Below are 20,160 nucleotides of genomic sequence, written 5' to 3' on the forward strand. Positions count from 1 at the left end.
CCGGATTGGCAAGCAGGTCACGCTGGAGTGTTTTTGCGACTTTATTGCTCGATACGTGGGGTTGGGAGCACAGAGGACCGTGACCGATTGAAATACCATTGTCACATTCAACATACTTAAAAGCCGAAGACGTAATGCCGAGTCACAAACTCAAAACTCCACTTACGTAGTCACTAGTTGTAGTCGAAGCAGTTCACCGAAACGGCTGCGTCATAAGAGCTGACCGCCCACTCGCTATTTCCCAGGAACGTGACACCTCCAGCCGGGTTTCCATCGGAGCAGCCGTTGTTATTGATAACCGCCGTGGCACAGTACTTGTGCGTACCTGGTATCGGCGTGTAGGTACTCGCGCAGGTATTCGCGGAATAGGTGCTGATGACGGGTTCGAACGTTCGATCCCACACACCGGATTGGCAAGGCGATCACAAGATGGCGAGCGCCGTCGTCACATACCCGCACCGGGCACATTGAGGCAGTTCACGATGACCTGCCCAGCGTAGCTACCCCAAGCGATGTCGTCGCCCCACCAGTTGTTACTTCCGTCCGTGTACACCTTTTGCCAGCCACCTGTCGGGTCACCGCCTAGTTCGCCGATGGCGCAGTAGGCGTGCACGCCAAGATAGTTTCCGGTCGTGAACGGTGTTATCGAATACGTCGATACAGAGAAGGTTCCAGAGGCGACCCTCCACACGCCGGATTGGCAATCGCATCTAGCTCCTGCTCGTCAGTCGTAAGTGGCCGAGTTACAGGTTCGGCTGGAGCGGCACATCTGGCGAGCACCACTCGCTTCGCGACGCGATCGGGCCATAAATTCCGACAATTGTAGGATGACGACTATTGTCTGCGAGATGCAGAATTCTGGCTGTTCTCTTGCGGCCAGAATGACAAGCTACAGTCGAGCCTTTGGTAAGGCACTCCGCGGTTTCCGGAAAGCAACGAAGAGCACGCAGGATGCTCTCGCAAGCGAAGCCGGACTTGACCGAACCTATATTTCCCTCCTTGAGTTGGGGCAGCGATCCCCTACGCTAGACACGATGTTTGCTTTGTGTCAGGCGCTCAATATTTCCCTCGCCGAGATGGCTGCCGCGATTGAGGCAGCTTTACCTCCTCATTTGGACGAGTGAGGGACGGTGCGTGTCGGAAATTCTCGTGGCCGAATCTGCCGGAAGAAGGGTGCTCGTCAAGGAAGCTCTGAAGAAGTATACGGAGCGGATCTCCATCGGCAAGCGCGGGTACCAGCAGGAGCGATATCGAGCAAAGATGATTGGCCGGTCGTTCCTGGGTAAGCTCGAGTTGCCCGCCGTGACGTCGGTCGATATTGCGAACTATCGCGACATGCGGCTCGGCAGCATTTCCCGGAACACGAACAAGCCCGTATCGGGGAATACGGTGCGCCTAGAACTGGCGCTACTCAGCGACATGTTCAATGTCGGAATCATCGAATGGGGTGAATGCAAGGACAACCCCGTCTCACGAGTCCGCAAACCGAAGCTCCCGCCGGGAAGAGATCGTCGCGTAACGTGGGGCGAAGAGCGACGGATTCTGCGCGCGGCCGCAGCCTACCAGAACGATCAGGTGTATTCGATCGTCGTGCTCGCCATAGAAACGGCCATGCGACAAGGGGAAATCCTTGGCCTCACATGGGAGAACATCGACCTACGTGCCCGTATCGCTCACCTTCCAATAACAAAGAACGGCACAAAACGTGACGTCCCCTTGTCGCTGCGGGCCGTCGATGCGCTCAGCCGAAGGGGAGTGAAAACGGAAGGATCAGTCTTTTCCTACACGTCCGACGGGTTCAAAAGCGCTTGGCGATTGATTCTGAAGCGGGCTCGCGTCCAGGATCTGCACTTTCACGATCTTCGACACGAGGCGGTATCGCGGCTGTTCGAGCTCGGGACGTTGGACGTCATGGAAGTTGCGACTATTTCAGGCCACAAGAGCATGCAGATGCTCAAGCGGTATACGCACCTGAAGGCATCGAATCTGGTGGCAAAGCTCGACGGAAAGCGGATGCTCAATAAGGGTAAGAAAGTAATCACGCAAGCGGTGATTCCTTACCCTGCAATCGTGGGCAACAATCCTCACGGGACGACGTTGCAATTCATCGATTTCCCGCACCTGCGCGTGGATGGTGGCTCTGTGGACGACGTGGCTACCCGGGCGAAGGACATCCTGCTGCGCGAGTTGGTCAACCTGGTCAGGGACTCGAAGAAGGCGCCGGCGCCGACGCCTCCGCTCGAATATTCTGAAGATGCCCACGTGCTTCTCATTGATCCACTGTAATGCGGTGGCGTTGACCATGCAGGTCAGCCTGAGGGCATGAGTCCCCACGACTTGAGGATTCGCTGGATGGCAGTAGCGTACTGATCGCGGTAGCGCGGCGTTTCGGAATGGTACGAACCGATGGCGGCCCACGTGTTCCCGTACTTGACCATCTTCTGCTTGAGCTGCCAAGCGGCAACGTAGATGTTGACGCACTGGTCTCGCAGAGAGGACGGACTTACTCCATAAGCCTCAAGCTCCGGAAAGTGAATCGAGTTGATCTGCAATTCACCCACGTCGATCGAGCCGTTGGAGTTGCGATGTACGGCCGTGGGGTCACCTTTGGATTCGTACCAGGCAATGGCCCGAAGAACGTTCGGGTTTACCGATTGATACGCAGCGGCGTTGTCGAAGCAGTCTGCCCGGGCGGATTGCACTGCGGTCAACAGCACAAGGGCCACCCCGGGCACTAACCCCGCAAGCCGACGACGGATGCGAAGGCTGGCGTGCAAAGCGAGCTCCCTGGGCGGAAGTGGGAACGGATACCACGTCCATCCGAGTCGTCGGAGTTCGAGGAATCGATGTCGTACTTCGAGGCAACCTCTGAAAGCTTCGTGTTGAGGCTCTCGAGCTTGACTAGCAGGCGGTTAAGGCGAACCAGCAGCCACGCGAGCGCCGGCGTCAGCTTCGTGCCGGACATTGCCGCCGAATAGGTGTCGACGACATCACCGTTTCGCTCGACTAGGCTATTCTTCACGCCCTCCATACGTAGGAACAGCTCGTACAGATCGGCCCGGCCGTCGCCGTTGCCGCGCAGTTGCGCAGGAACGCTCCGACGATCGATTTGCGCGTATTCGCACATGTATTGGTTGGTCACGCTCATGGTTTTCTCCTTGATTTGTCTTACAGGAGTCAATCTACCGAACTTCGTCTGTGTTTCTATCCCTGTTGTTTCAGTCCGGCAGCCACGCGAACGGCGCTTGGGATGCGTCCACCACAAGACCACCAGTTGCTGCGACGGGGTTGGCCTCTGCAGCCGGCGGAAGGGATTGCGGTGCCGTCGAGGTTTCCCGGACATCAGCACTGCGGGCTGGACGTTGTGGCTCAACTGCCGCAGCCGGCAACAGCGCGATCGCGGTGGCGCTTCGCGAATGAGACAGCTTGACGATATCGGCAACTGACTTGATCGGTCCGTGCAATTCCTCGAGGTGAGCGCCGAGCTCGGCAAGACGGAGGAGCTCGGCATTTGCGTCCGAGCCTTCCTCGAGACGTTCCATATGGCGGCGAACGGCGTGATGCGTGGGCACCGTTATCCGGAGGCGCATGGCGGAAGGAGGGCGTGCCATGGTCGCTTCCCTCAGGCCGCGGCGCGGCTGTTCGCGTCACGCGCCGCCCAGAATTCCCCCGCGAACTGAAAACCGCGGACATTGCTGTGGACGGGATCGGCGTCGGTGTGAATCTGGCTATGTGATTTGCCCAATTCCTTCTTCACGTAGCCCGCGAACAGATGTGCTCCACCGCCGGTGATCAGGATGTTGTCGATGTCGGAGATGTTTCCGATAGACAACAGCATTTCGTTGATTGCGTCTTCAACGATCTGCGTCACGATTGGACGCATCGGCGCGATGTTCACCTCGCGGCCGTTGATATTCAGGGCGGCGCCGACGCGAAGAGCGTTGTCGATTCGCTGCATGGTCCGCGGGTTCAGAGTGAGGTCTGGAGCGATGTGTTCAGCCACTGCGCTAATGACGGCCCAGACCGACTTGGGAGTAGCGCTGCAACGGCCGGTTAAGGGCCGGGCTCCCTCGGTGACGAACCAGTCGAGCGTGCCGTAGCCGGCATCGATGACCAGATTCGTTTGGTATTGCATCGTTTCCAGAAGTTTGCGGGGGACCGCGTAGTTATAGAAAGCGCCGCTCGGTTGCGGGAAGACTTTTACGCGGCGCACGTCGACCTTGAGGATCTGGTCGTGCTGGACGGGATTAGGAACTTCGTGAACGCCGGTCAGGAGGCCTTTGAGTTCGTCGGCGTAGCGATCGTAAGTGGTCAGAGGCAGACCGACCACCATGTAATCAACTGCCGACAGGCGCATCTTCTGAAGAGCGCCTAGGAAAAGTGCGCGGTAGATGCGGGTCGTCGAGTAAGCCGCTGCGACCTCGCGTTTGTAGATGCCCTTGGATTCCGTCAGGGCATCAGCGCCAACGGCATAACTCTCACCGTCTACAGTGACGACGATCCGATCCGCCTTGCTCATGAGACCGCCGGTGAAATCCGACTGAGTAGCTCGGGGGGCGAGAGAAGGGAAGAGGCCGACTTGAGCGTCGGTGTCGATGTTGCGCTGCGAGGTGGTGTATTTGGTGTTGCCGTAGCCGACGTCGATGGCGCGAACGATGGGCGGGGTTGCCTTGCTCATATAGATTCTCCACAAGAAGTTAACAAAGCATATGGACTATTAAGATTCTTGGCAAGAAGTGAAGTGAAAAATTGGCCAGTTATCGGCCAAGTGCGGGCGGTAAATGGCCTATATGCGGCCAAAGATCGGCCGGATACATGGATTGAGATGTGATGCGCGGCACGAAAATGTACCGCTCAGGGCCAGAAACAGGCCATTTATCGGCCAAGCGTGGCCGATTTTCCGACGGTTGTCCGCAAAGTTAGCAGGACGATCGACCGAGCTGGCACACCGCTCGATCGTTTTGTGTGCAACTTGCAAAAGGTATTGTAAAGAGAGTGTCCTGCCATGTGGCGTGAGACACATGAGCAAAGGGGAGTTCGGGAATTTGTGTAAAAGGTAAAGGCGTAGTGAAGAGATTCAGATTCTTGACAAGAACCGTTTACCTATCTAATCTGCGAACCATCGATAGCACCGAACGGTGCGTTGATCGGCAGCTGGGCCGCTTCTAGCCACCGACGCCCGCACGTAGGCAGCGTCGGGGACCGGACGCGCAACGCGTCCAAAAGCAGGACAGTAGAGGCAATCGCCTCGCCCGAAATCCGATGAGGATCGCTCGGGCAAAACGCAACTGTGGTCCCACGCGGATTCACTCGGCTCGCAAATCAGCGACGCCAAGCATCATCGCCCGCCAGAACCTTTCATACAGACAACGACACCTGATTGCACGATGACCTCCTGCGCGAATAGCGCCGGGTTGGTCCGGCAAGCGTCACGCATCGAGCGTGAGATCAGCCCTCAGCGTCTGCACTGGAAGCCTCCGGCGCAAGAAAGCGCTCGCCACTTACATTCCGTCAGGAAGCATGTGGCGTGACGTTAGCAATATGGAATCGGTACACACCACCGACCCAAAATGTGTGATTGCTCCACGAGGAGCAGCCCGCCAGCCGCCTGACCTACACGGGCGGCATCCACTGGCGCGAAGCGCATGCGCTTCTAGTTATTCCGATGACTCCCATTCCGCTAGACGCGGCTTCGTGCGAAACGCATGGAAGCCGACCTACCCGTTTTCGAGCGCCCGTTGAGGCGTATCGAGGGCGGGCCGGGTATCTGGCAACTTGCTCGAACTCCATCACGGGTTCGGAGGCTGCAAGGGAAGGAATGGGAGGAAGCAGATTCGTTCGGGAAGCGCTTAGGGCGCTAACCGAGAGTCAGGAGGATGCCGCACCTCTTAAAAATGCGACAAAGGCCCCCCGCTTAGGACACAAGCGGGGGTGGCGCGAAAGCGCATCTGTACGGCCGAGGGATCGGTTGTGCAGTTCCGGAAGGTTCTAACGTAATGGCTCTGCCACCCCCCGTCGCTCCGGAAGGCGACAAGAATCACGTTGTAGGGATAGCAACAGAAACAGATCGCCGGCCTCAAGCCCGGAGGGATTGGTGCGCGTGCGCGCCGATTCCTGCGGGAATGAGGCCGGTTGAAGGATTCACGTGCTCACGCGCCTACCGATAGAGCACACAAGGGCAAGCAGGAATCAGGAGTGAGGATGACGGACTTCTTCAATACGGACGGTAAAGCAGCGGAAACGCCAAGGCACGGCGCGCAGGCTTCTATTCCTCACGGGAACTGGAGAAAGCAACTTTCCGACCTACTGAAGCAACAGGAGAACCTGCGGACGGTTCGTGGCGACCGGCGGGCAGCGGACAAGACGCTCGAAGCTCGAGGCCACATTCTTTACCAGGGGTTTCATGAGCTACGCATTCTCGGATACCGGTTCGACACGATTACCAGTTTCCGGCAGAAACACATGCAAGCGCTGGTGGATAAGTGGCTCGATGAGCGCAAGGCGGCGTCCACTATCCAGAACCGGATCACGACCTTCCGCATCTTCTGCAACTGGATCGGCAAGCCAGACCTCATTGGCTCGACCGCGCAGTACGTAAAAGACCCCAAACGCGCCACGCGCGTGCTCTCTGCGCAGACAGACAAGAGCTGGTCGGGAAATGGCGTGAACATCGACGAAAAGCTGGCGCAGATCAGGCAGGCTGACGAGCGCGCGGGGCTGATGCTGCTCGCCGGCCGGACGTGGGGACTGCGTCGACTGGAGATGGTCTGTATCCGTCCATACGCGACCGTCGTCGTGGGCGGAACCACGAACATCGTCGCATTCAGCGATGTGAAGGTGTCGCGTGAGGAGTTGAAGGCTGCGATCGCTGCGAGTGGTTCAGGACTTCCTATCAAGAAAGGCACGAAGGGCGGTCGATATCGTGTGCTTCCTCTGGACACGCCGGAGAAGATCGACGTACTCCGCCAGCTTCAGTCCGTGGTCCAGGACCACGACGGCTTTCTGGGGTGGCCAGGGGAGTCGCTCAAGACCAACGCCCGCCGTCTTTCGTACATCGCCAAGAAGTTCGGGCTGACCAAGGCCGATCTGGGCGTCACCCTTCACGGCCTGCGCCACGAGGTCGCGAATAACGAGTTCGAGCACCTGTCGGGGGTCCAGAGCGCTATCCGGGGGGGCAGCAGTCCGCTGCGTGGCGAAACGCGTGTTGCGGCACAACTGGTAGCCCAGCTTCTCGGACATTCCCGCGTGTCGATCATCAGCGCCTACTGCGGCAGCGTGATCAACCTTGGCGAAATCCAGAAGAACCGCGCGATCGCGGAGCTGGACGCGCTCCAGACTCATCTTGACGCGATCCGGGACGCGCTTGATCGCCACGGCTTCATCAGCCTCTACCTGGTCGGTGCTCGTGCGACAGGGAAGCGTCGTCCGCAGGACACGGCTGTTCCGTACGAGTTCATGACATTCGGGGAGACCGGACAGCCCACCTACGCGTTGCGCTCCGAGCTCGAGGCACTGCTTTCGGCGCCTGTGTACGTCCGCATCATGTCCGAGGAAGGGGACGAGGCGAGCGCGACTTACCTGAACAACATGCTTCAGGTGATCGACGGCACGAACGCCGGGACGGACCAGAATGCTGGCGATTTCGGTCAGGACGATGGAGGGATCGATGCTGCTATTGAGTCGTGACGGTGCGGGAGAGAACCCGCGAGAGGTTGCCTCAGAATGGGTGCGTGACGGACGGAACTGGGTTTGCCTTGCGGCCGAGGACCCGGTTCGGTGGATGCTTGGGAGGGAAGCCGGCGAGGTGAAGCGCAAGCTTGTCGCGGATGGGGTCGAGTATCGCCTGGTGCGAAATGGCTCACTGCTCGATTTTCTGGCTGCGATCCTGACTGGAACCGTGAGCGGCTATGGCACCGTCGTCATGCCGATTCCTGTCAGCGATTGCCTGATGGGCAGGACGGCTCGGGAGGTCCGCGCCGAATTCGGTGTGGATCTTCCCCGCGCGTGGGAAAGGATCATGGCGTGGTGCGACGGTTTCCAGATTGGACGTATCGAGGTCTTCGGCAGCGACGCTGGCCGGACGGGTTACGTTTCTCCGGATGCGCCGCGCGGGATCGTGGCGGCGAATCGCGCGCTACGGTCGTCCGTTTCTGCCCGGGTGCTCTGGTTTGGCGCGATGGTCGGTGTTTCGTTCGGGATCGATCTGGAATCCGGGTTGACCGTGGGCGTTACGGATTCAGACCGGAGTGTGTGGATCGCTACGCGGCGTCCGGCCGAGATGATCGTCTGGCTGCTCGGCCTCGTGACGATGCGCGAGGTCGCTTTCGCCAATCCGTTGACCCAAGGCGACTGGCCCTCCTTTGTGGCTGGCGTGCTCGCCTCTCCCGCACAGTTGCACCCGGTTTGTGAGCGACGCCTTCCGGGGAGCACGGGCGAGAAGGAACAGTTCGGGCGATAGGTTACCGTCCTCACGGCGAAGCGCCGCTCTAGCCGGGATACGTGGTGGATTGTTGCGTACTGCTCCGGAGGCTCGCGTAAGAACTCTCTAATGGATGCGGCAGTTTGCGCAATCTTCTGTCTCCGAATACCGTTATCAGGCCGGATTAGCGAAGTTTCGACCTGAAAGCGCTTCTTCCGGTCATCTCTTTCAGGTGTTTCCGGGTATTCACCCGGGATTTTCGAGACTGCACGCCCTGCATGCTGATCGCGGCACCGTACATCTGGTCACCATTGCACGCTGAGGAGAGGGATCGCCACGGATGTGCGCGAGGTCTGGAGACCGGCGACTCCTGCGATCGTGAATCACCTGATCCTCCGGGCTTCCACAAGCTCCGGGACATAAGGGAGCGGGCTGAAGCAAGCGGCGGCGTGAGACGCAACGGCGACAGAAAGCCGTAAATGGCGGGAAACGCCCCGTGATAGGCGTCCATTCGGGATTTCTGTCTGGCGGCCCGCTCCATACACTGGCGTTTCAGCAACTCACAACCACTTTCCCGACGCCCCAGACAACGTGTTGTTGGACCTGATCCAGGGCGCTGCGAATCATCAACCGTTCAAACCGGACACAAGGATTCCCATGAAGAAACTCGCCTCCCTGATCTTCGCGACGTGCGCCGCTATCGCTACCGCAGCCCACGCGGAGGGAGCCGGTCAGTCGGCCATCCACCTGGCAGACTCGCCCAGCGTCGCGTTCATCGGCGATTCAATCGACTGGAATGTGCATTTCGGCAAGGATGGCCGGGATATCGTTCTCAGCCCTCGCGCCTCAGTTGCGAACGAAACGAACATGATTTTCCTGACGCCCGGTGGCCCGGCTGCGTACGACATCGCGAAGAACGGTGCCGCCACGCCTGACAATGATCGTCGGATCGTGCAAAACGGCGGCACGCTGGAACTCGCGCCGCGGCGGGTTTCCATTCTCGAACTGCCGGGTGAGATCACCAGGGTCGAAGCCTCGAGGTCGCTCAGGCTGCACATCATGGGCGAGGCCGATCATCGGTATGTCGCGCTGAAATATCTGCCGTTCCATGACTCGCGCATCAAGGAAACGGGCCGCCTGACCGTCACGACAGATTCCGGAACGTATTCGTTCGACGTGGCGGTCGGCGCCGGAGCGCCGGTGTACCGCCTGGCAACCCCGATCTGATTGAGCAACGTTCGTCAGGTAATGATCCACCAGCAAGCCGCGTCAGTGGTGTCACGCCCGCTTGAACCAGATCCGTTCGCGTCTGATCTCGCTGCTGTCATCCTCGGCAAGCGTATCGAAACGGACCACCGCGATTACAACGCGTTGCTCGCCCGCCTGCGCGGCGCCGGCAGGCCGGTCGAACTGGCGTTCTATGGCCCGGATGCAGCGACCGCGGGCTGCGTGATCGAAGCGGTCGCAGACGTGAACCTGCGGGCTATCCCGGCTTTCCGGATACTCAGCCGCATCGCAAGCCTCAAGCGACGTCAGTCCGCTTCGCTGTCCGCGGATATGGCACGGTTCGATCCGGCCAGGCTGGGAGGGCGTGGTGCCGCCGGCCGCCAGCGCGATCGTGCCCGCTCGGCCGAGCAGCGTCTGTTGCTGGCGAATCGGATCCGTCGGCTGACCGCGGAGCTCGAGCGGCGCGAGAAGATCGGGCAGGGACAGGCGGAAGGCTGACGTCGGCGGGCCGGGTGATGGCCGGCCTTGCGGGGCGGAGTTCCCTGGCGTGAGGTGAATTGCGGGTCGCGGGTCCTGACAGGATGCGTCAGAAGTGGTGAAGGAGCCGCAGCGCCACGACGCCGACGCCCAGCCAGATTACGAGTGGCGCGAAGGCTCCGGAAAGCGTTGCGGCAAGGAAGGGCAGCCGCGAGGCCCGTCGCGATGACGCGGCATATTCCCGTGCCCGGTGGATAGTCGCGGTGACCGTGTTTCGCACCAGCTCGTCCGGTTCCGTCTGTACGTCCCAACCGGAATACCACGCCATGTCCGAGTTGTGGATCTCGCCCACGAAAAGCGAGACTTCGTCCGTGTTGGCAAGCCTTGCGCGCTCGACGGCGTACTCGAGCATGTGGATGCTACGCAGCGGTATGTTGATGTACGGCTCGATGCGCGCCAGCCAGAACCAGTCGTTATCCGGAAAGACCGGCCCGGCGAACCTGCCGGTCCGCCGGCGCCGACGGCAGTTCTCGACGAGATACGCATGCGGCGGCAGGAACCCGGCGACGCGGCGGCGCTCATCGGGGGAGAGCAGGTGAAAGGCCGGGGAGCCGCCGATATCCTGCAGGCGTCGCACGCCGCCGGCGCCGAAGCGATCGGTGAGCGTGCGGCGTTCGCGTCTGGCTTGCCAGACAACGCGGGCAAACCGCCATGGCATGAGCGACGCCGCGATCTGCGTCATGAACGCGTCGCGCAGCGGGAATTCGAGCCAGTCATCCATTTCCACGTCGAGACCTTCGTACAGCCGCCTGAACTGCGTCTCACCGAACCGCAGACCGGGCGCGGCCCTGATCGTCCGATTGACGAACTCCCGGTATTGCCGGTTCGTTCCTCCCCTCAGTCCATGCAGTACGCCGTACACGTGGCACTGCACACCCCGGTATGTGAAGCTGACGGCGTCGAGTTGTCCCGGTAGCGGCTGGCTGCCGCCGAGCAGGTCATTCACGGCCACGTAATGTCCGGACGGAGTGTGTTGCGCAAGGTGCGGGTCGCTGTGCATGGTGAAGATGGCTTGGGAAGGAATGTGGCCAGACGGCATATATACTTCCTGACAGGAAGCGGTATGTGCAGGATAACCGATGCGCCTGCTGGCTGGCGTGTGGGGGGCTCGCTTCACGCAGGATTGCGCAACCGAAACCACGGAGAACCCATGCCAACGCCATCAGAAAATCCTGCCGGGAACGACAGCCTGTTCTCGCTTGCGCTCTACGCGCGGTGCGAGTCAGCGCTTATGTGGTTACTCGTGACCGCCGGTGAAGTCGGCTCTCCCGCCTTCAACCTGCACCGGCGCAATGCGTTTGATGCCGCCATGCGCGCCGGGTACCTCTACGCGGATGAGTCACAGCCGCTCCTGTTGCAGGACAACTGCGAGGTCATCGATGCGTGGGAGTACGGCGTGGCCTTGCGCCAGCGCGAGCAGCAGGACGCGCAGCGGCTGAACGGGCAGGAGCGGCGTGCTGCGCTCGCTGCCGCGAAGGACTGGGATGCACTGGGCTATCCGCATCCCGAAGCAATCCTCGCCGGTCTGCGGGCCGGCAGGCACCTGTGCGTCGCCGGCCACGAACTCTATCCGGATGGGGAATGCGTGTTTTTCGAGAACCCGTACAACGTGCCGGGCGCGTTCGGTGACCTCCGCGACCTCACGGTTGCCCACGTTGAGGAGTTCCTGACCGACATGGCAAGGGGCGTAGAGTGGGGGCTGGTGCCGCACTGAACCGCGTCGGCGCCGGCGTCGAGGACTGGAAAATCCTGTACCTTCCGGCATGATGAACTGGATGTCGCTACGGCGGCCATTCTACGGAGAGGAACGACGATGAAACGGTTGGCGGATGGCGAACGCAGGGAGATTAAGGCATCGCGCAACTGGTCGATGCTCAAAAACCGCCATTTCAAGGTCGAAGCCGAGCGCATCGATAGTGATACGCCCTGCATCCATGTGACATTGGGGGATTGCACCGCCGCACTCACCGATGTCGAGGCCCTCGACCTGATTGAACGGCTTCAAACTGCCATCAGCGTCTTGCCGACCAGCAAATGAAAGCCGCTGCCGCTTGAGCGATGTGCTTGATCTGGCGGTCGCCGCACGCGGGCAGCTTCCGTTGTGTTGAGGTTTTTCGCAGCCATTCACCGGGTACAAGTTGCCTGATATGCTATTCGCAATTCACCAGTTGCAGGGTACTTGCACCCGACGCTGAACAGGCCGCGATGTCAGGCGCTCTAGACATATCGGGTTACGTACCATAAGGAAGCCGCGGAAACGCGGCTTTTTTGTTGCTGGCCGACGTGCCGCGTGCATCCCACAGTTTTCTGCGCAAGTCTCGCTTCCCCGGAAAGGCTACCCTGATAGCCTCCCATTGTGGCTTCCTGATAGGAAGTGCCCCCCATAGAATGAGCAGCTGCATGGCAGAAACAGGTCGATGACCAGCCTGCCGCGCCGTCCGCGTGTCCGTGCGTCAGTGTCGCTCGCGGCACACGCGATGCGCCGCAATCCTGTCCGTGCTTGCGGATTGCCCGAAGCACGGGATTGTGAAAATTCCCGGTTGGAGTGGAAGGAACGCATGAAAACGACACGTAAGTGCCCCCGGCCGCGTTTGGCTCGATATGCTGCGGCTACGGTGGCCGCAGTGGTGCTTTGCGCTGCCGTCAGCCTCACGGTCAAGCGACACGAGGCGCACCGGAACGACGCGAGGAGCGTTGCTCTCAGCGGCGTTGCCGGCGAGATGCGCAAGGACGCATCGCCCTGGGCGGATCGTCAGAAAGACGCGTCGCAACTGCTTCTCGATCTGGACAGGCGCGATGTCGCCGCGATCGGCATCCGGCGCGACGCGATTCTGGTGTCGACCGTTCACGGTGACCAATACTACGTGGCTGATGACAACGGCGCGTTGGCAAATCTGCTACTGAACCGCGCGTTCAAACAGGGAACTATTCCACCGTGGCAACTGGTCTGGCTACGGGACGCCGATGTGCGTACCGGACTCGGACAGGCGGCTTACGTGATGGGAGAAGTGCGCGCGACAATAGCTTTTTTCCTCCCGATGCTGCTGATCGGTGGTCTTTTCTGGTTCGTGCGCCGTGAAATGACCGGCGGTGCGCAACTGCTCAGGAAGTCTCCGAAGCTCCGGTTCGACGACGTGATCGGCGCGGGTGAAGCGAAAGCCGCGCTGGCCGACGTACGCGCGTGGCTCACCGAACCGGCGCAGTTCAAGGACATAGGCGCACGCGCACCGTGCGGCGTTCTGATGACGGGCGGGCCGGGCGTTGGCAAGACACGGCTCGCGCAGGCGCTGGCGGGTGAATGCGGTGCGAACTTCATCGCGATCACCGGCGGCTACTTCAGCTCGAAGTATTACGGCGTCGGTATCCAGAAGGTGAAGCGTCTGTTCGAGCTTGCGCGCAAGCACGCGCCGACTGTCATCTTCATTGACGAAGCCGACGGTCTGGGCAAGCGTACCGATACCGGCAGCGGCCCGACTGAAGCGGAAAGCAACCGCATCCTCAATGAGCTGCTCGCCCAGATGGACGGCTTTGCGTCGAACGAGGGCGTCATCGTCGTCGCCGCGACGAATCATCCGGACAACATCGACGAGGCGCTGCGGCGCCACGGCCGCTTTGACCGGACAGTCCAGGTGCAGCTGCCCGGCGTCGAGGACCGTGCGAAGATCCTCAAATTCTATGCCTCGAACCTGAAGACGAGCGCCGCAGGCATTGATTTCGACCAGCTCGCGCGATTGACCACGGGTCTGTCGCCGGCGACGCTTTCGATGATAGTGAACCAGGCGGGTCTTGTCGCGCGCAAAGCCGGGGAGAGCGAAGTATGCGCAGAGCACTTTGTCGAGGCGGTCAAGATCGCTCGCATTGGCGACATCAACGGCGCAGAGCGTGTACTGACAGATGAGGAGCGCAGGCGCATCGCTGTTCATGAGGCCGGGCACGGTCTCGTCGCGGCGTTACTCGACACCGGAATACTCGAGGAAGTCACGATCCTGCCGCGCGGCGGCGCGCTGGGCGTCGCGTTGATCACGAAGAAACGGGACAAATACCTGTATAGCGAGACCGAAATGCGCAATGAGGTTCAGGTGCTGCTCGGCGGGCGAAACGCGGAACTGCTGATGCTCGATGAGGCGTCGAGCGGCGCGGCACAGGATCTTCAGGAAGCGTCCCGCATCAGTCTCGACATGGTTTCAACGCACGGCTTCAACGCCGATGGCAATCTGTTCAGCCTCTCGTCCCTGCCGCAGCAGGTTGCCGGTTTGCAGTTGAAGACGTCCATTGCCCAGGCGAACGTGCTGCTGCAGGAACTGAACGAAGCCTGTTTCGCCCTGTTGCGCTCGAACAGGCCGGTGCTGGATGCGATCGCCGACCAGTTGCTGGCGGCCGAAACGGTGCCGGGTGAAACGGTCTATCGATTGCTTCGCGAACATGCGGCAGCCGTCGCAAGGAGCAACGCACTGGCCGAAGAAGTCGCCGTATAGATCCTTGTGGTTCGCTGCAGGCAAGGTGCTCCCGATGCGGTACGGGAGCGTTGCGTGTAAATCCCGACTGGATGCGTCAGAGGCAATGGCGGCCCCGCACGGGCGGTGGCCAAGCTGGCAACGATGACTGGCTGCGATGACTGGAATGGCGCGCGCGTTTCGGCATCATGGTCGGGCCATGGAGAATCAGAAAAATGAAATCGATCTGCATAGCCTTCAGCGTTGCCACAACGACCTGCCAGTTCACGGTGTACGCGCGGGTTCTTGACGAAGCCCGTGCCATTGCCGAGGGATATCGGCGCTCAGGAGGCGAGAAAGGTGCTTGTCCGTAGAGGAAAGACCGACTCAACGATGGCGCCAGAGGACGAAGTGGCGTACCTGCTGCGCTATGCGTACCCCCAGCCGGAGTTGCCACCCGTCAGTTGCGAAACGCAAGCGGCCCATCCAGTCCGACCTGCCCTGAGAAACGCAGCTGACCAGGTTCCGGTGAGAGGTCAAGCATGATCATTCACCGGTATTCGGACGGCTCCGAAGGTTACCAGTACGCGCCTGGCGACCGCGTCATTGTCGAACGGACCATCCATGGAGGCTGGTTCAACTACGGCCCGACGCGCGCAGAGCGTTGCACCGTGCGCCGGCTCTCGACCCCGGAGAACTGGCGGACAGGCGTGATGGATATCCACTATTCCGACGAGTGGGGCTGCGCATCCTGCTATCCCTGGATGATCAGACCGCACGCCGATACCTTGCGGGCTGCGACGATCCTCGTTGAGGAACAGGCCGAATCGGTCGCAGCGGTATAAGCGCGGCACAACGGATGAACGAATCAGGCGGAATAAACGACATGAACGACATGAACGACATCAACGAACAGGACATCGCACAGATCCTGAAGGCCTACCGGAGCGCGATCGTGTCGCTCGAGTGCGCGGCGCAGTGGGTCGAGAAGGCTGGCGATCCGAGGGCCGCCGCGGCTGAAATCAGGGCGGCGCTCAAGCTGCTGAACGAGGCCGGCCTTGATACGAGGATTGCCCGGATACCGGAAAGGAAACAGCGCGACGCCGCTGCCCCTGACGATAGCCTGGGCGGGTCGGACGATCAGCCCGACTACCAGGCCGCTTTCCGGCGCGTGTGCGCGGACATGGGCGCCATCAGTGCGTTGCTCGGTGTCGGTGATTATCCCGGTATCGATCGCATCCTTCGCGAGATCACGGAGTTGCACCTGAAGAGCAGGACTGGTTCGATTCCGGAAGGGTGGAGACCGATGCCCGAAGTGATCAGTCCGGAAATGATCCAGGCGGCGCTCGCGGTGGTCTGGCCGGCGCTCTACCGGGATTCGGTCTATCGGGACGGCGACGGGCCGAACCTGAAGAACGAGACCATGAAGCGCGTTGAACGGATCATCGACCAGTACAACGCCTTGATGGCTGCAGCTCCCCAGCCGAACATCAACGCTCAACCGGACCCGTCGTCGGCAGGCAATCTCCCGAAAGGCACCGCACAGGAAAGGCTGGACACCGCGCTGGCGCGGTACGACGCCCTGATGGCATCGGTGGAGGGCTGCACTGACGGCGGCTGCGTGATCCGGCGGCCGGCGGGGATGCACACCAATGGCGGATGCCGCTGTACGCGGGCTGCGCACAAGATGCAACGCGCGATGCACGCGGCGAAGGATCTGCGTACCGCTGTCGCCGCGCTTGCCGTGCAGGTATCCGCCGGCGCGGTCTCTGCTGGTCTGGAGGACGAGGCGATTCTCGCGCCGTTCATCGAGAGCGGCGCGTTCCACCGCGGCGTTGGTGGTGCTGTAGAGGGCGGAAAGGTCGAGGGTTCGGACTACAGGGAAGAAATCCTGTCGAGCGTGGCCAGGCTGATCAGCGTCGCACAGCAACCCGCGGGCGCAGCGAGCGACGCACAGGCCGTCCGCGCCATCGAGATCGCCGACCAGAGCATGGTCGAGCTGCTGCGCTCGCACGCGGTGCGCTTTGATGCGCTCACGCCGGCATTTGGCCTGTCGACCGAAGACGGTACCGAAGTGGCGACGCTCGAGGAAGCCGACCCGGCCATCCAGGAGGCGTTCGAGTGGCTTCAGTCGCGCGGCCTGGCCGAGCTCCTCGAGGAGACCACCGGCACATGCATCCTTCTCAAGGGGCACGCGCTGGAATTCCTGAACGCCTGAGCAGACCCCCCCTGCAGGACCTCACTTCGTCACAGCGCAGGCACCCGGCACCGCAGAATAGGCAAAAAAGTCGAAAATACTTCCTGACAGGAAGTAACGTGCATAGAATGCGGATACGCTGAGGACCAGCCTATGAATGCTAGCCGAATCTCGGCCCTCTGTTGCTGACAGACGCTGGCGCAGCGGGTCGGTTGTGCGTCTCAGAGCGGCCACAACTAGGCAACCCGAAGACCTCGCGGCAATAGAGGTGCCTGCTCTGAATCACCAGCCTCCGGAACAGATTGGCGAAACCCTGCGCAAGAAGTACTACGCAAGGGCACCGCGTGCGCCGCGCTGCCGGCCACGCGCAATGCTGACTGCGGCGACTGCTACCGCTTCTGTGCGTGATTCCGGCAGGAACTGGCTTTTTAACCGAATGGCACGGAGAACACAAATGGATGACGTGAACAGGAATGTGATCGCGCAAAGCCTCAAGGATCTCGACTGGAAGGGCGTACCGCTGCGAAACCGGGAAGCGCTCGAGCGGGCGATCGCGGCGCTCGAGTGCAGTGAGCTGGATGCGGTGCCGATTCCAATGCTGCTCTTCTGTCCGAAATGTGGTCTTCAGCATGTCGACGCCGCCGAACCGGCGCGAGTCGGCGAGAGCGTCTGGGACAAGCCCCCGCATCGGTCGCACAGGTGCCATGCGTGTGCGACGGTCTGGCGGCCGGCAGATGTGCCAACCGTCGGCGTGGCGAGCATCGGGACCACCGGCCAGGCGGATAACTGGGAGCGCGTAGCCCATACCGTCGCAGTGGGCGCGGTACGGACGGTAACCGTCGACGAGGTTGAAAAGAACCTCCTGCGCAAACTGCTCACGTTTGCCTGGGAGGTCGACATCGCGTGGCATCGCGATCGCAATGAAGTCCGCCGTATCAAGTTGGACCTTCGCGATGGAGTGTCGATGGCGCCGAGCCTGATCGAGCATCGTGTCGATCTCATTCGGGAATTCCTCGCGACGGCCAGGCACGCGGTCTTCGCGGGTGGCGGCGACCCGGACGCCACGCCGGTGAAACACCGGATCAAACGATCGAGGCATCGCAGCGAGTCAGCTCAGGCGTAGGCCCGGGCCGAACGGGACCGGTACCGCATTGACGCTGGGTACCTTGAAATCCGCTCGTCGTCCGGCACGATGTGATGACACTGCGGACCTCGCCACTTCATTCCGGCAGGATCTGCCTTTTAAACCCGAATGGGAATCGTCGACACAGATGGCTGACATGGACAGGAAAGCGATCGCGCAAGCACTCAAGGATCTTGATTTGAACAGCGTCGCGGGACACCGCGAAACAATCGGGCAGGCAATCGCCGCCCTCGAGCATGACGAACCGACCACGACGGATCAGGCCTTGAGCGGCGGCGTGGCCGTATTTGGCGCGCCGGCTGTGGTTGACGCAGATAACGCGCGCCGCTATCTCGCTCTTCGCTCGCGCATGGTTCAAACCGAACCACCCATTGCGCAAGGGCACATCGGCGGCGCATCTTTGGACGCGGTGCTTGATGCGCTCGGCGCTCCGAATGCCGCCGATGCTGCGGCAGCGCAGGGCGATCTGCAAGAACGCGCGCTGCTCGCAGCAGTACAGTGGGCCAACGCCGATACGCCGATTGTCGAGGCTCTCGCCTACCGCAATGGATTCGTTGCGGGCGCATCGCAGCATGCGGCTGTGGGTGAAGCGTTGCGATCGCTTACCGCTGCTCCCGCTGCAGATGCAGCACCAGCGGCGCATCCGGATGGGGGCGACGTTCGCACCCTATTGGAGAAGGCTTTGTACTTTGCCGAAAAAGTGTCCGATGGACCCAGCGACCGTTTGCGGCGCTCGGCTTTTATCGCTGAAGTCAAAAAGGCTCTAACCACCACGCCAGCCACCGCAGCGCATGCAGGGGCGATGGACGCAATCGATAAGGCGATCGACAAGTTGATTTATACCGCGTGGTATTCAGGCGAGCAGGACGGCGCGGAAGGCGTCACCTGGCAAGAGCGCGGCGACAGCTACAACGGCATGTTGCGCGACCGCATTCAGGACGATAAGCGCGCGTTGCTGTCGCTGCTCGCAGCCCCTACGGCCGATAGTGGGGCGATGCTGACGGTCGAGCAGCACCACGACCTGAAATTCGTGCTGGACTTGGCAACGCGGCAGCACCGCTTCGCTGACCCATCGATTGTCAGGCTCCGCACCCTTCTCGCCGCCGCAAAGCCTGTCAGCGTAGCCACCGCAACTACCGCTGCCGTCGATGTTGCGGTAGCGCATGGCGAGCCGAACACGAGCTTCGCGCTAGGCGAAGCACTACGCGGCATGATTGAAGACGCGGAAAACACGTATAACGCCGCGAAAAGCGGAAGGCCATTGGAGATCAGCGTCGGCCAGTTTCGCCGGCTGGCCGCCGCTAAGGCACTTCTCACCTCGCCATCGCAGCACGACGCAGTGGGTGCGCAGGGTGAGCCGGACGTTATTCAGGCACGTCACGCATTTCATCTGGAATCCGACGATCCGCAGTGGACATATGGTGCTTGGAGCGAGGTGAGCAAGGAAGCAGCGCAAACGCTGAGGGCGCAGGGCGGCTTCGAAATTCGTGAACTGTTCGCGGCCGAGCGTATCGCCAATCGCTCTAACGTGGCTGTGGGTGAGGAAATTCATGTCCACGTCATGGGCTGCGATGTGTACTCGCTCCCGCTCCAGGCTTCGGGCATGGAACCCCCGACCGGGCCGCGCTTCGTCGTACATGTGCCATCGGCTGTGGGCGAGACGGTGGCGTGGGCAGCAGTTCATTTTGGTGGTCCACGTAACGGGAAGATTTACAACACGTGCGACACGAAAGAGGACATCGGCCGCTGTATCGCGCAGGTACATCAAAGCAGCGATTCGATCACGCTAACCGCTAGGCCGATCGCATTCGCGGACGCCACTCCCATTCCGCGTGTCAACGATGAGGCAGATATCCCGCAACTGGCTGACGTCGAGGAACGCCTCGTGCATGCGGCCGACGACGGCGCCCGGTCCGCACGAGCTGGCACCCACGAACTGATCGTCGATGAAGACGGATGCGCGGGGCTGCCCAGCGAGCATCCCGCGCAGGAAGGCGATAGGCCGATCTGCCGTTTCCGTTGGCGCGAGGACCGCGGTGACCCGGGTATAGGCATGCCGGGCTTCTGTGGATGGGTGCTGGCGGATGATCAAAGCGGGACGCTGCTGGCGGATCTTTCAGTGGCATCGTCGCACCCAACTGACACGCCGGGCGCAACAGACGCCCTCTAATCCGGAAGCCAGTCTCCAGTCCCGGAATTTCAC

The 20,160-nt window shown here is 61.1% G+C and carries 19 protein-coding genes; 13 read left to right on the plus strand and 6 right to left on the minus strand.

The genetic code is table 11. The features are described 5' to 3' along the window. Nucleotides 1-881: 881 nt before the first annotated feature. Both HV796_RS10815 and HV796_RS10820 read left to right on the plus strand, forming a co-directional pair. A complete protein-coding gene (locus HV796_RS10815; protein WP_175226760.1) occupies nucleotides 882-1,124 on the plus strand; it encodes a helix-turn-helix domain-containing protein in 243 nt (80 codons plus the stop codon). 10 nt (nucleotides 1,125-1,134) lie between these two features. Further along, a complete protein-coding gene (locus HV796_RS10820; RefSeq protein WP_246355801.1) occupies nucleotides 1,135-2,286 on the plus strand; it encodes a site-specific integrase in 1,152 nt (383 codons plus the stop codon). Between the two features lie 23 nt (nucleotides 2,287-2,309). On the opposite strand, the gene HV796_RS10825 is transcribed toward HV796_RS10820, so the two are convergent. The 4 genes from HV796_RS10825 to HV796_RS10840 form a co-directional block, all read right to left on the minus strand. Next, nucleotides 2,310-2,717, minus strand: a complete 408-nt coding sequence (locus HV796_RS10825) for a lytic transglycosylase domain-containing protein (RefSeq protein WP_377695236.1) — start codon at nucleotides 2,715-2,717, stop codon at nucleotides 2,310-2,312. Between the two features lie 17 nt (nucleotides 2,718-2,734). Then, nucleotides 2,735-3,148 carry a hypothetical protein gene (locus tag HV796_RS10830; protein WP_175226476.1) on the minus strand — a complete coding sequence of 138 codons (414 nt, stop codon included), beginning with the start codon at nucleotides 3,146-3,148 and terminating at the stop codon, nucleotides 2,735-2,737. 70 nt (nucleotides 3,149-3,218) lie between these two features. After that, nucleotides 3,219-3,611 (minus strand): hypothetical protein, encoded by a 393-nt coding sequence (locus HV796_RS10835; RefSeq protein ID WP_175226477.1) that lies wholly within the window; start codon nucleotides 3,609-3,611, stop codon nucleotides 3,219-3,221. Nucleotides 3,612-3,622: 11 nt separating this feature from the next. After that, complete coding sequence (locus HV796_RS10840; protein ID WP_175226478.1) at nucleotides 3,623-4,678, minus strand: PRTRC system protein D; 1,056 nt, start codon at nucleotides 4,676-4,678, stop codon at nucleotides 3,623-3,625. A 1,523-nt stretch (nucleotides 4,679-6,201) separates the two neighbouring features. On the opposite strand from HV796_RS10840, the gene HV796_RS10845 reads away from it, so the two are divergent. From HV796_RS10845 to HV796_RS10860, 4 genes are all read left to right on the plus strand, one after another. Next, entirely contained in the window at nucleotides 6,202-7,686 is a 1,485-nt protein-coding gene (locus HV796_RS10845; protein WP_175226479.1) for a phage integrase N-terminal domain-containing protein, read from the plus strand. 118 nt (nucleotides 7,687-7,804) lie between these two features. Next, on the plus strand, nucleotides 7,805-8,458 hold the full coding sequence (locus tag HV796_RS10850; RefSeq protein ID WP_175226480.1) for a hypothetical protein: 654 nt from the start codon (nucleotides 7,805-7,807) through the stop codon (nucleotides 8,456-8,458). A 618-nt stretch (nucleotides 8,459-9,076) separates the two neighbouring features. Then, nucleotides 9,077-9,646: a hypothetical protein gene (locus HV796_RS10855; RefSeq protein ID WP_175226481.1), complete on the plus strand. Its 570-nt coding sequence runs from the start codon at nucleotides 9,077-9,079 to the stop codon at nucleotides 9,644-9,646. A 21-nt stretch (nucleotides 9,647-9,667) separates the two neighbouring features. Continuing rightward, a complete protein-coding gene (locus HV796_RS10860; protein WP_217477883.1) occupies nucleotides 9,668-10,144 on the plus strand; it encodes a hypothetical protein in 477 nt (158 codons plus the stop codon). 88 nt (nucleotides 10,145-10,232) lie between these two features. Here HV796_RS10860 and HV796_RS10865 read toward each other — a convergent pair whose 3' ends face one another. Beyond that, entirely contained in the window at nucleotides 10,233-11,222 is a 990-nt protein-coding gene (locus tag HV796_RS10865; RefSeq protein ID WP_246355802.1) for a hypothetical protein, read from the minus strand. A gap of 111 nt (nucleotides 11,223-11,333) precedes the next feature. Between HV796_RS10865 and HV796_RS10870 the strand changes: the two genes are divergently transcribed. From HV796_RS10870 to HV796_RS10895, 6 genes are all read left to right on the plus strand, one after another. After that, a complete protein-coding gene (locus HV796_RS10870) occupies nucleotides 11,334-11,897 on the plus strand; it encodes a hypothetical protein (RefSeq protein WP_175226483.1) in 564 nt (187 codons plus the stop codon). 99 nt (nucleotides 11,898-11,996) lie between these two features. Beyond that, nucleotides 11,997-12,221: a hypothetical protein gene (locus HV796_RS10875; RefSeq protein ID WP_175226484.1), complete on the plus strand. Its 225-nt coding sequence runs from the start codon at nucleotides 11,997-11,999 to the stop codon at nucleotides 12,219-12,221. Nucleotides 12,222-12,741: 520 nt separating this feature from the next. After that, the gene (locus HV796_RS10880) at nucleotides 12,742-14,658 is read left to right on the plus strand and encodes an AAA family ATPase (RefSeq protein WP_175226485.1); all 1,917 of its coding nucleotides are present in this window, start codon (nucleotides 12,742-12,744) and stop codon (nucleotides 14,656-14,658) included. 500 nt (nucleotides 14,659-15,158) lie between these two features. Continuing rightward, nucleotides 15,159-15,461 (plus strand): hypothetical protein, encoded by a 303-nt coding sequence (locus HV796_RS10885; RefSeq protein ID WP_175226486.1) that lies wholly within the window; start codon nucleotides 15,159-15,161, stop codon nucleotides 15,459-15,461. 41 nt (nucleotides 15,462-15,502) lie between these two features. Then, nucleotides 15,503-16,834 carry a hypothetical protein gene (locus tag HV796_RS10890; RefSeq protein WP_175226487.1) on the plus strand — a complete coding sequence of 444 codons (1,332 nt, stop codon included), beginning with the start codon at nucleotides 15,503-15,505 and terminating at the stop codon, nucleotides 16,832-16,834. 433 nt (nucleotides 16,835-17,267) lie between these two features. Further along, complete coding sequence (locus tag HV796_RS10895) at nucleotides 17,268-17,936, plus strand: hypothetical protein (RefSeq protein WP_175226488.1); 669 nt, start codon at nucleotides 17,268-17,270, stop codon at nucleotides 17,934-17,936. Between the two features lie 97 nt (nucleotides 17,937-18,033). Here HV796_RS10895 and HV796_RS10900 read toward each other — a convergent pair whose 3' ends face one another. After that, entirely contained in the window at nucleotides 18,034-18,429 is a 396-nt protein-coding gene (locus HV796_RS10900; protein WP_175226489.1) for a hypothetical protein, read from the minus strand. On the opposite strand from HV796_RS10900, the gene HV796_RS10905 reads away from it, so the two are divergent. Then, complete coding sequence (locus tag HV796_RS10905) at nucleotides 18,367-20,127, plus strand: hypothetical protein (RefSeq protein ID WP_175226490.1); 1,761 nt, start codon at nucleotides 18,367-18,369, stop codon at nucleotides 20,125-20,127. The two genes, HV796_RS10900 and HV796_RS10905, sit on opposite strands and share 63 nt — an antisense overlap. The last annotated feature ends 33 nt before the right edge of the window (nucleotides 20,128-20,160 follow it).

It is taken from the genome of Paraburkholderia humisilvae (genome assembly GCF_902859855.1).
Taxonomy (GTDB): domain Bacteria; phylum Pseudomonadota; class Gammaproteobacteria; order Burkholderiales; family Burkholderiaceae; genus Paraburkholderia; species Paraburkholderia humisilvae.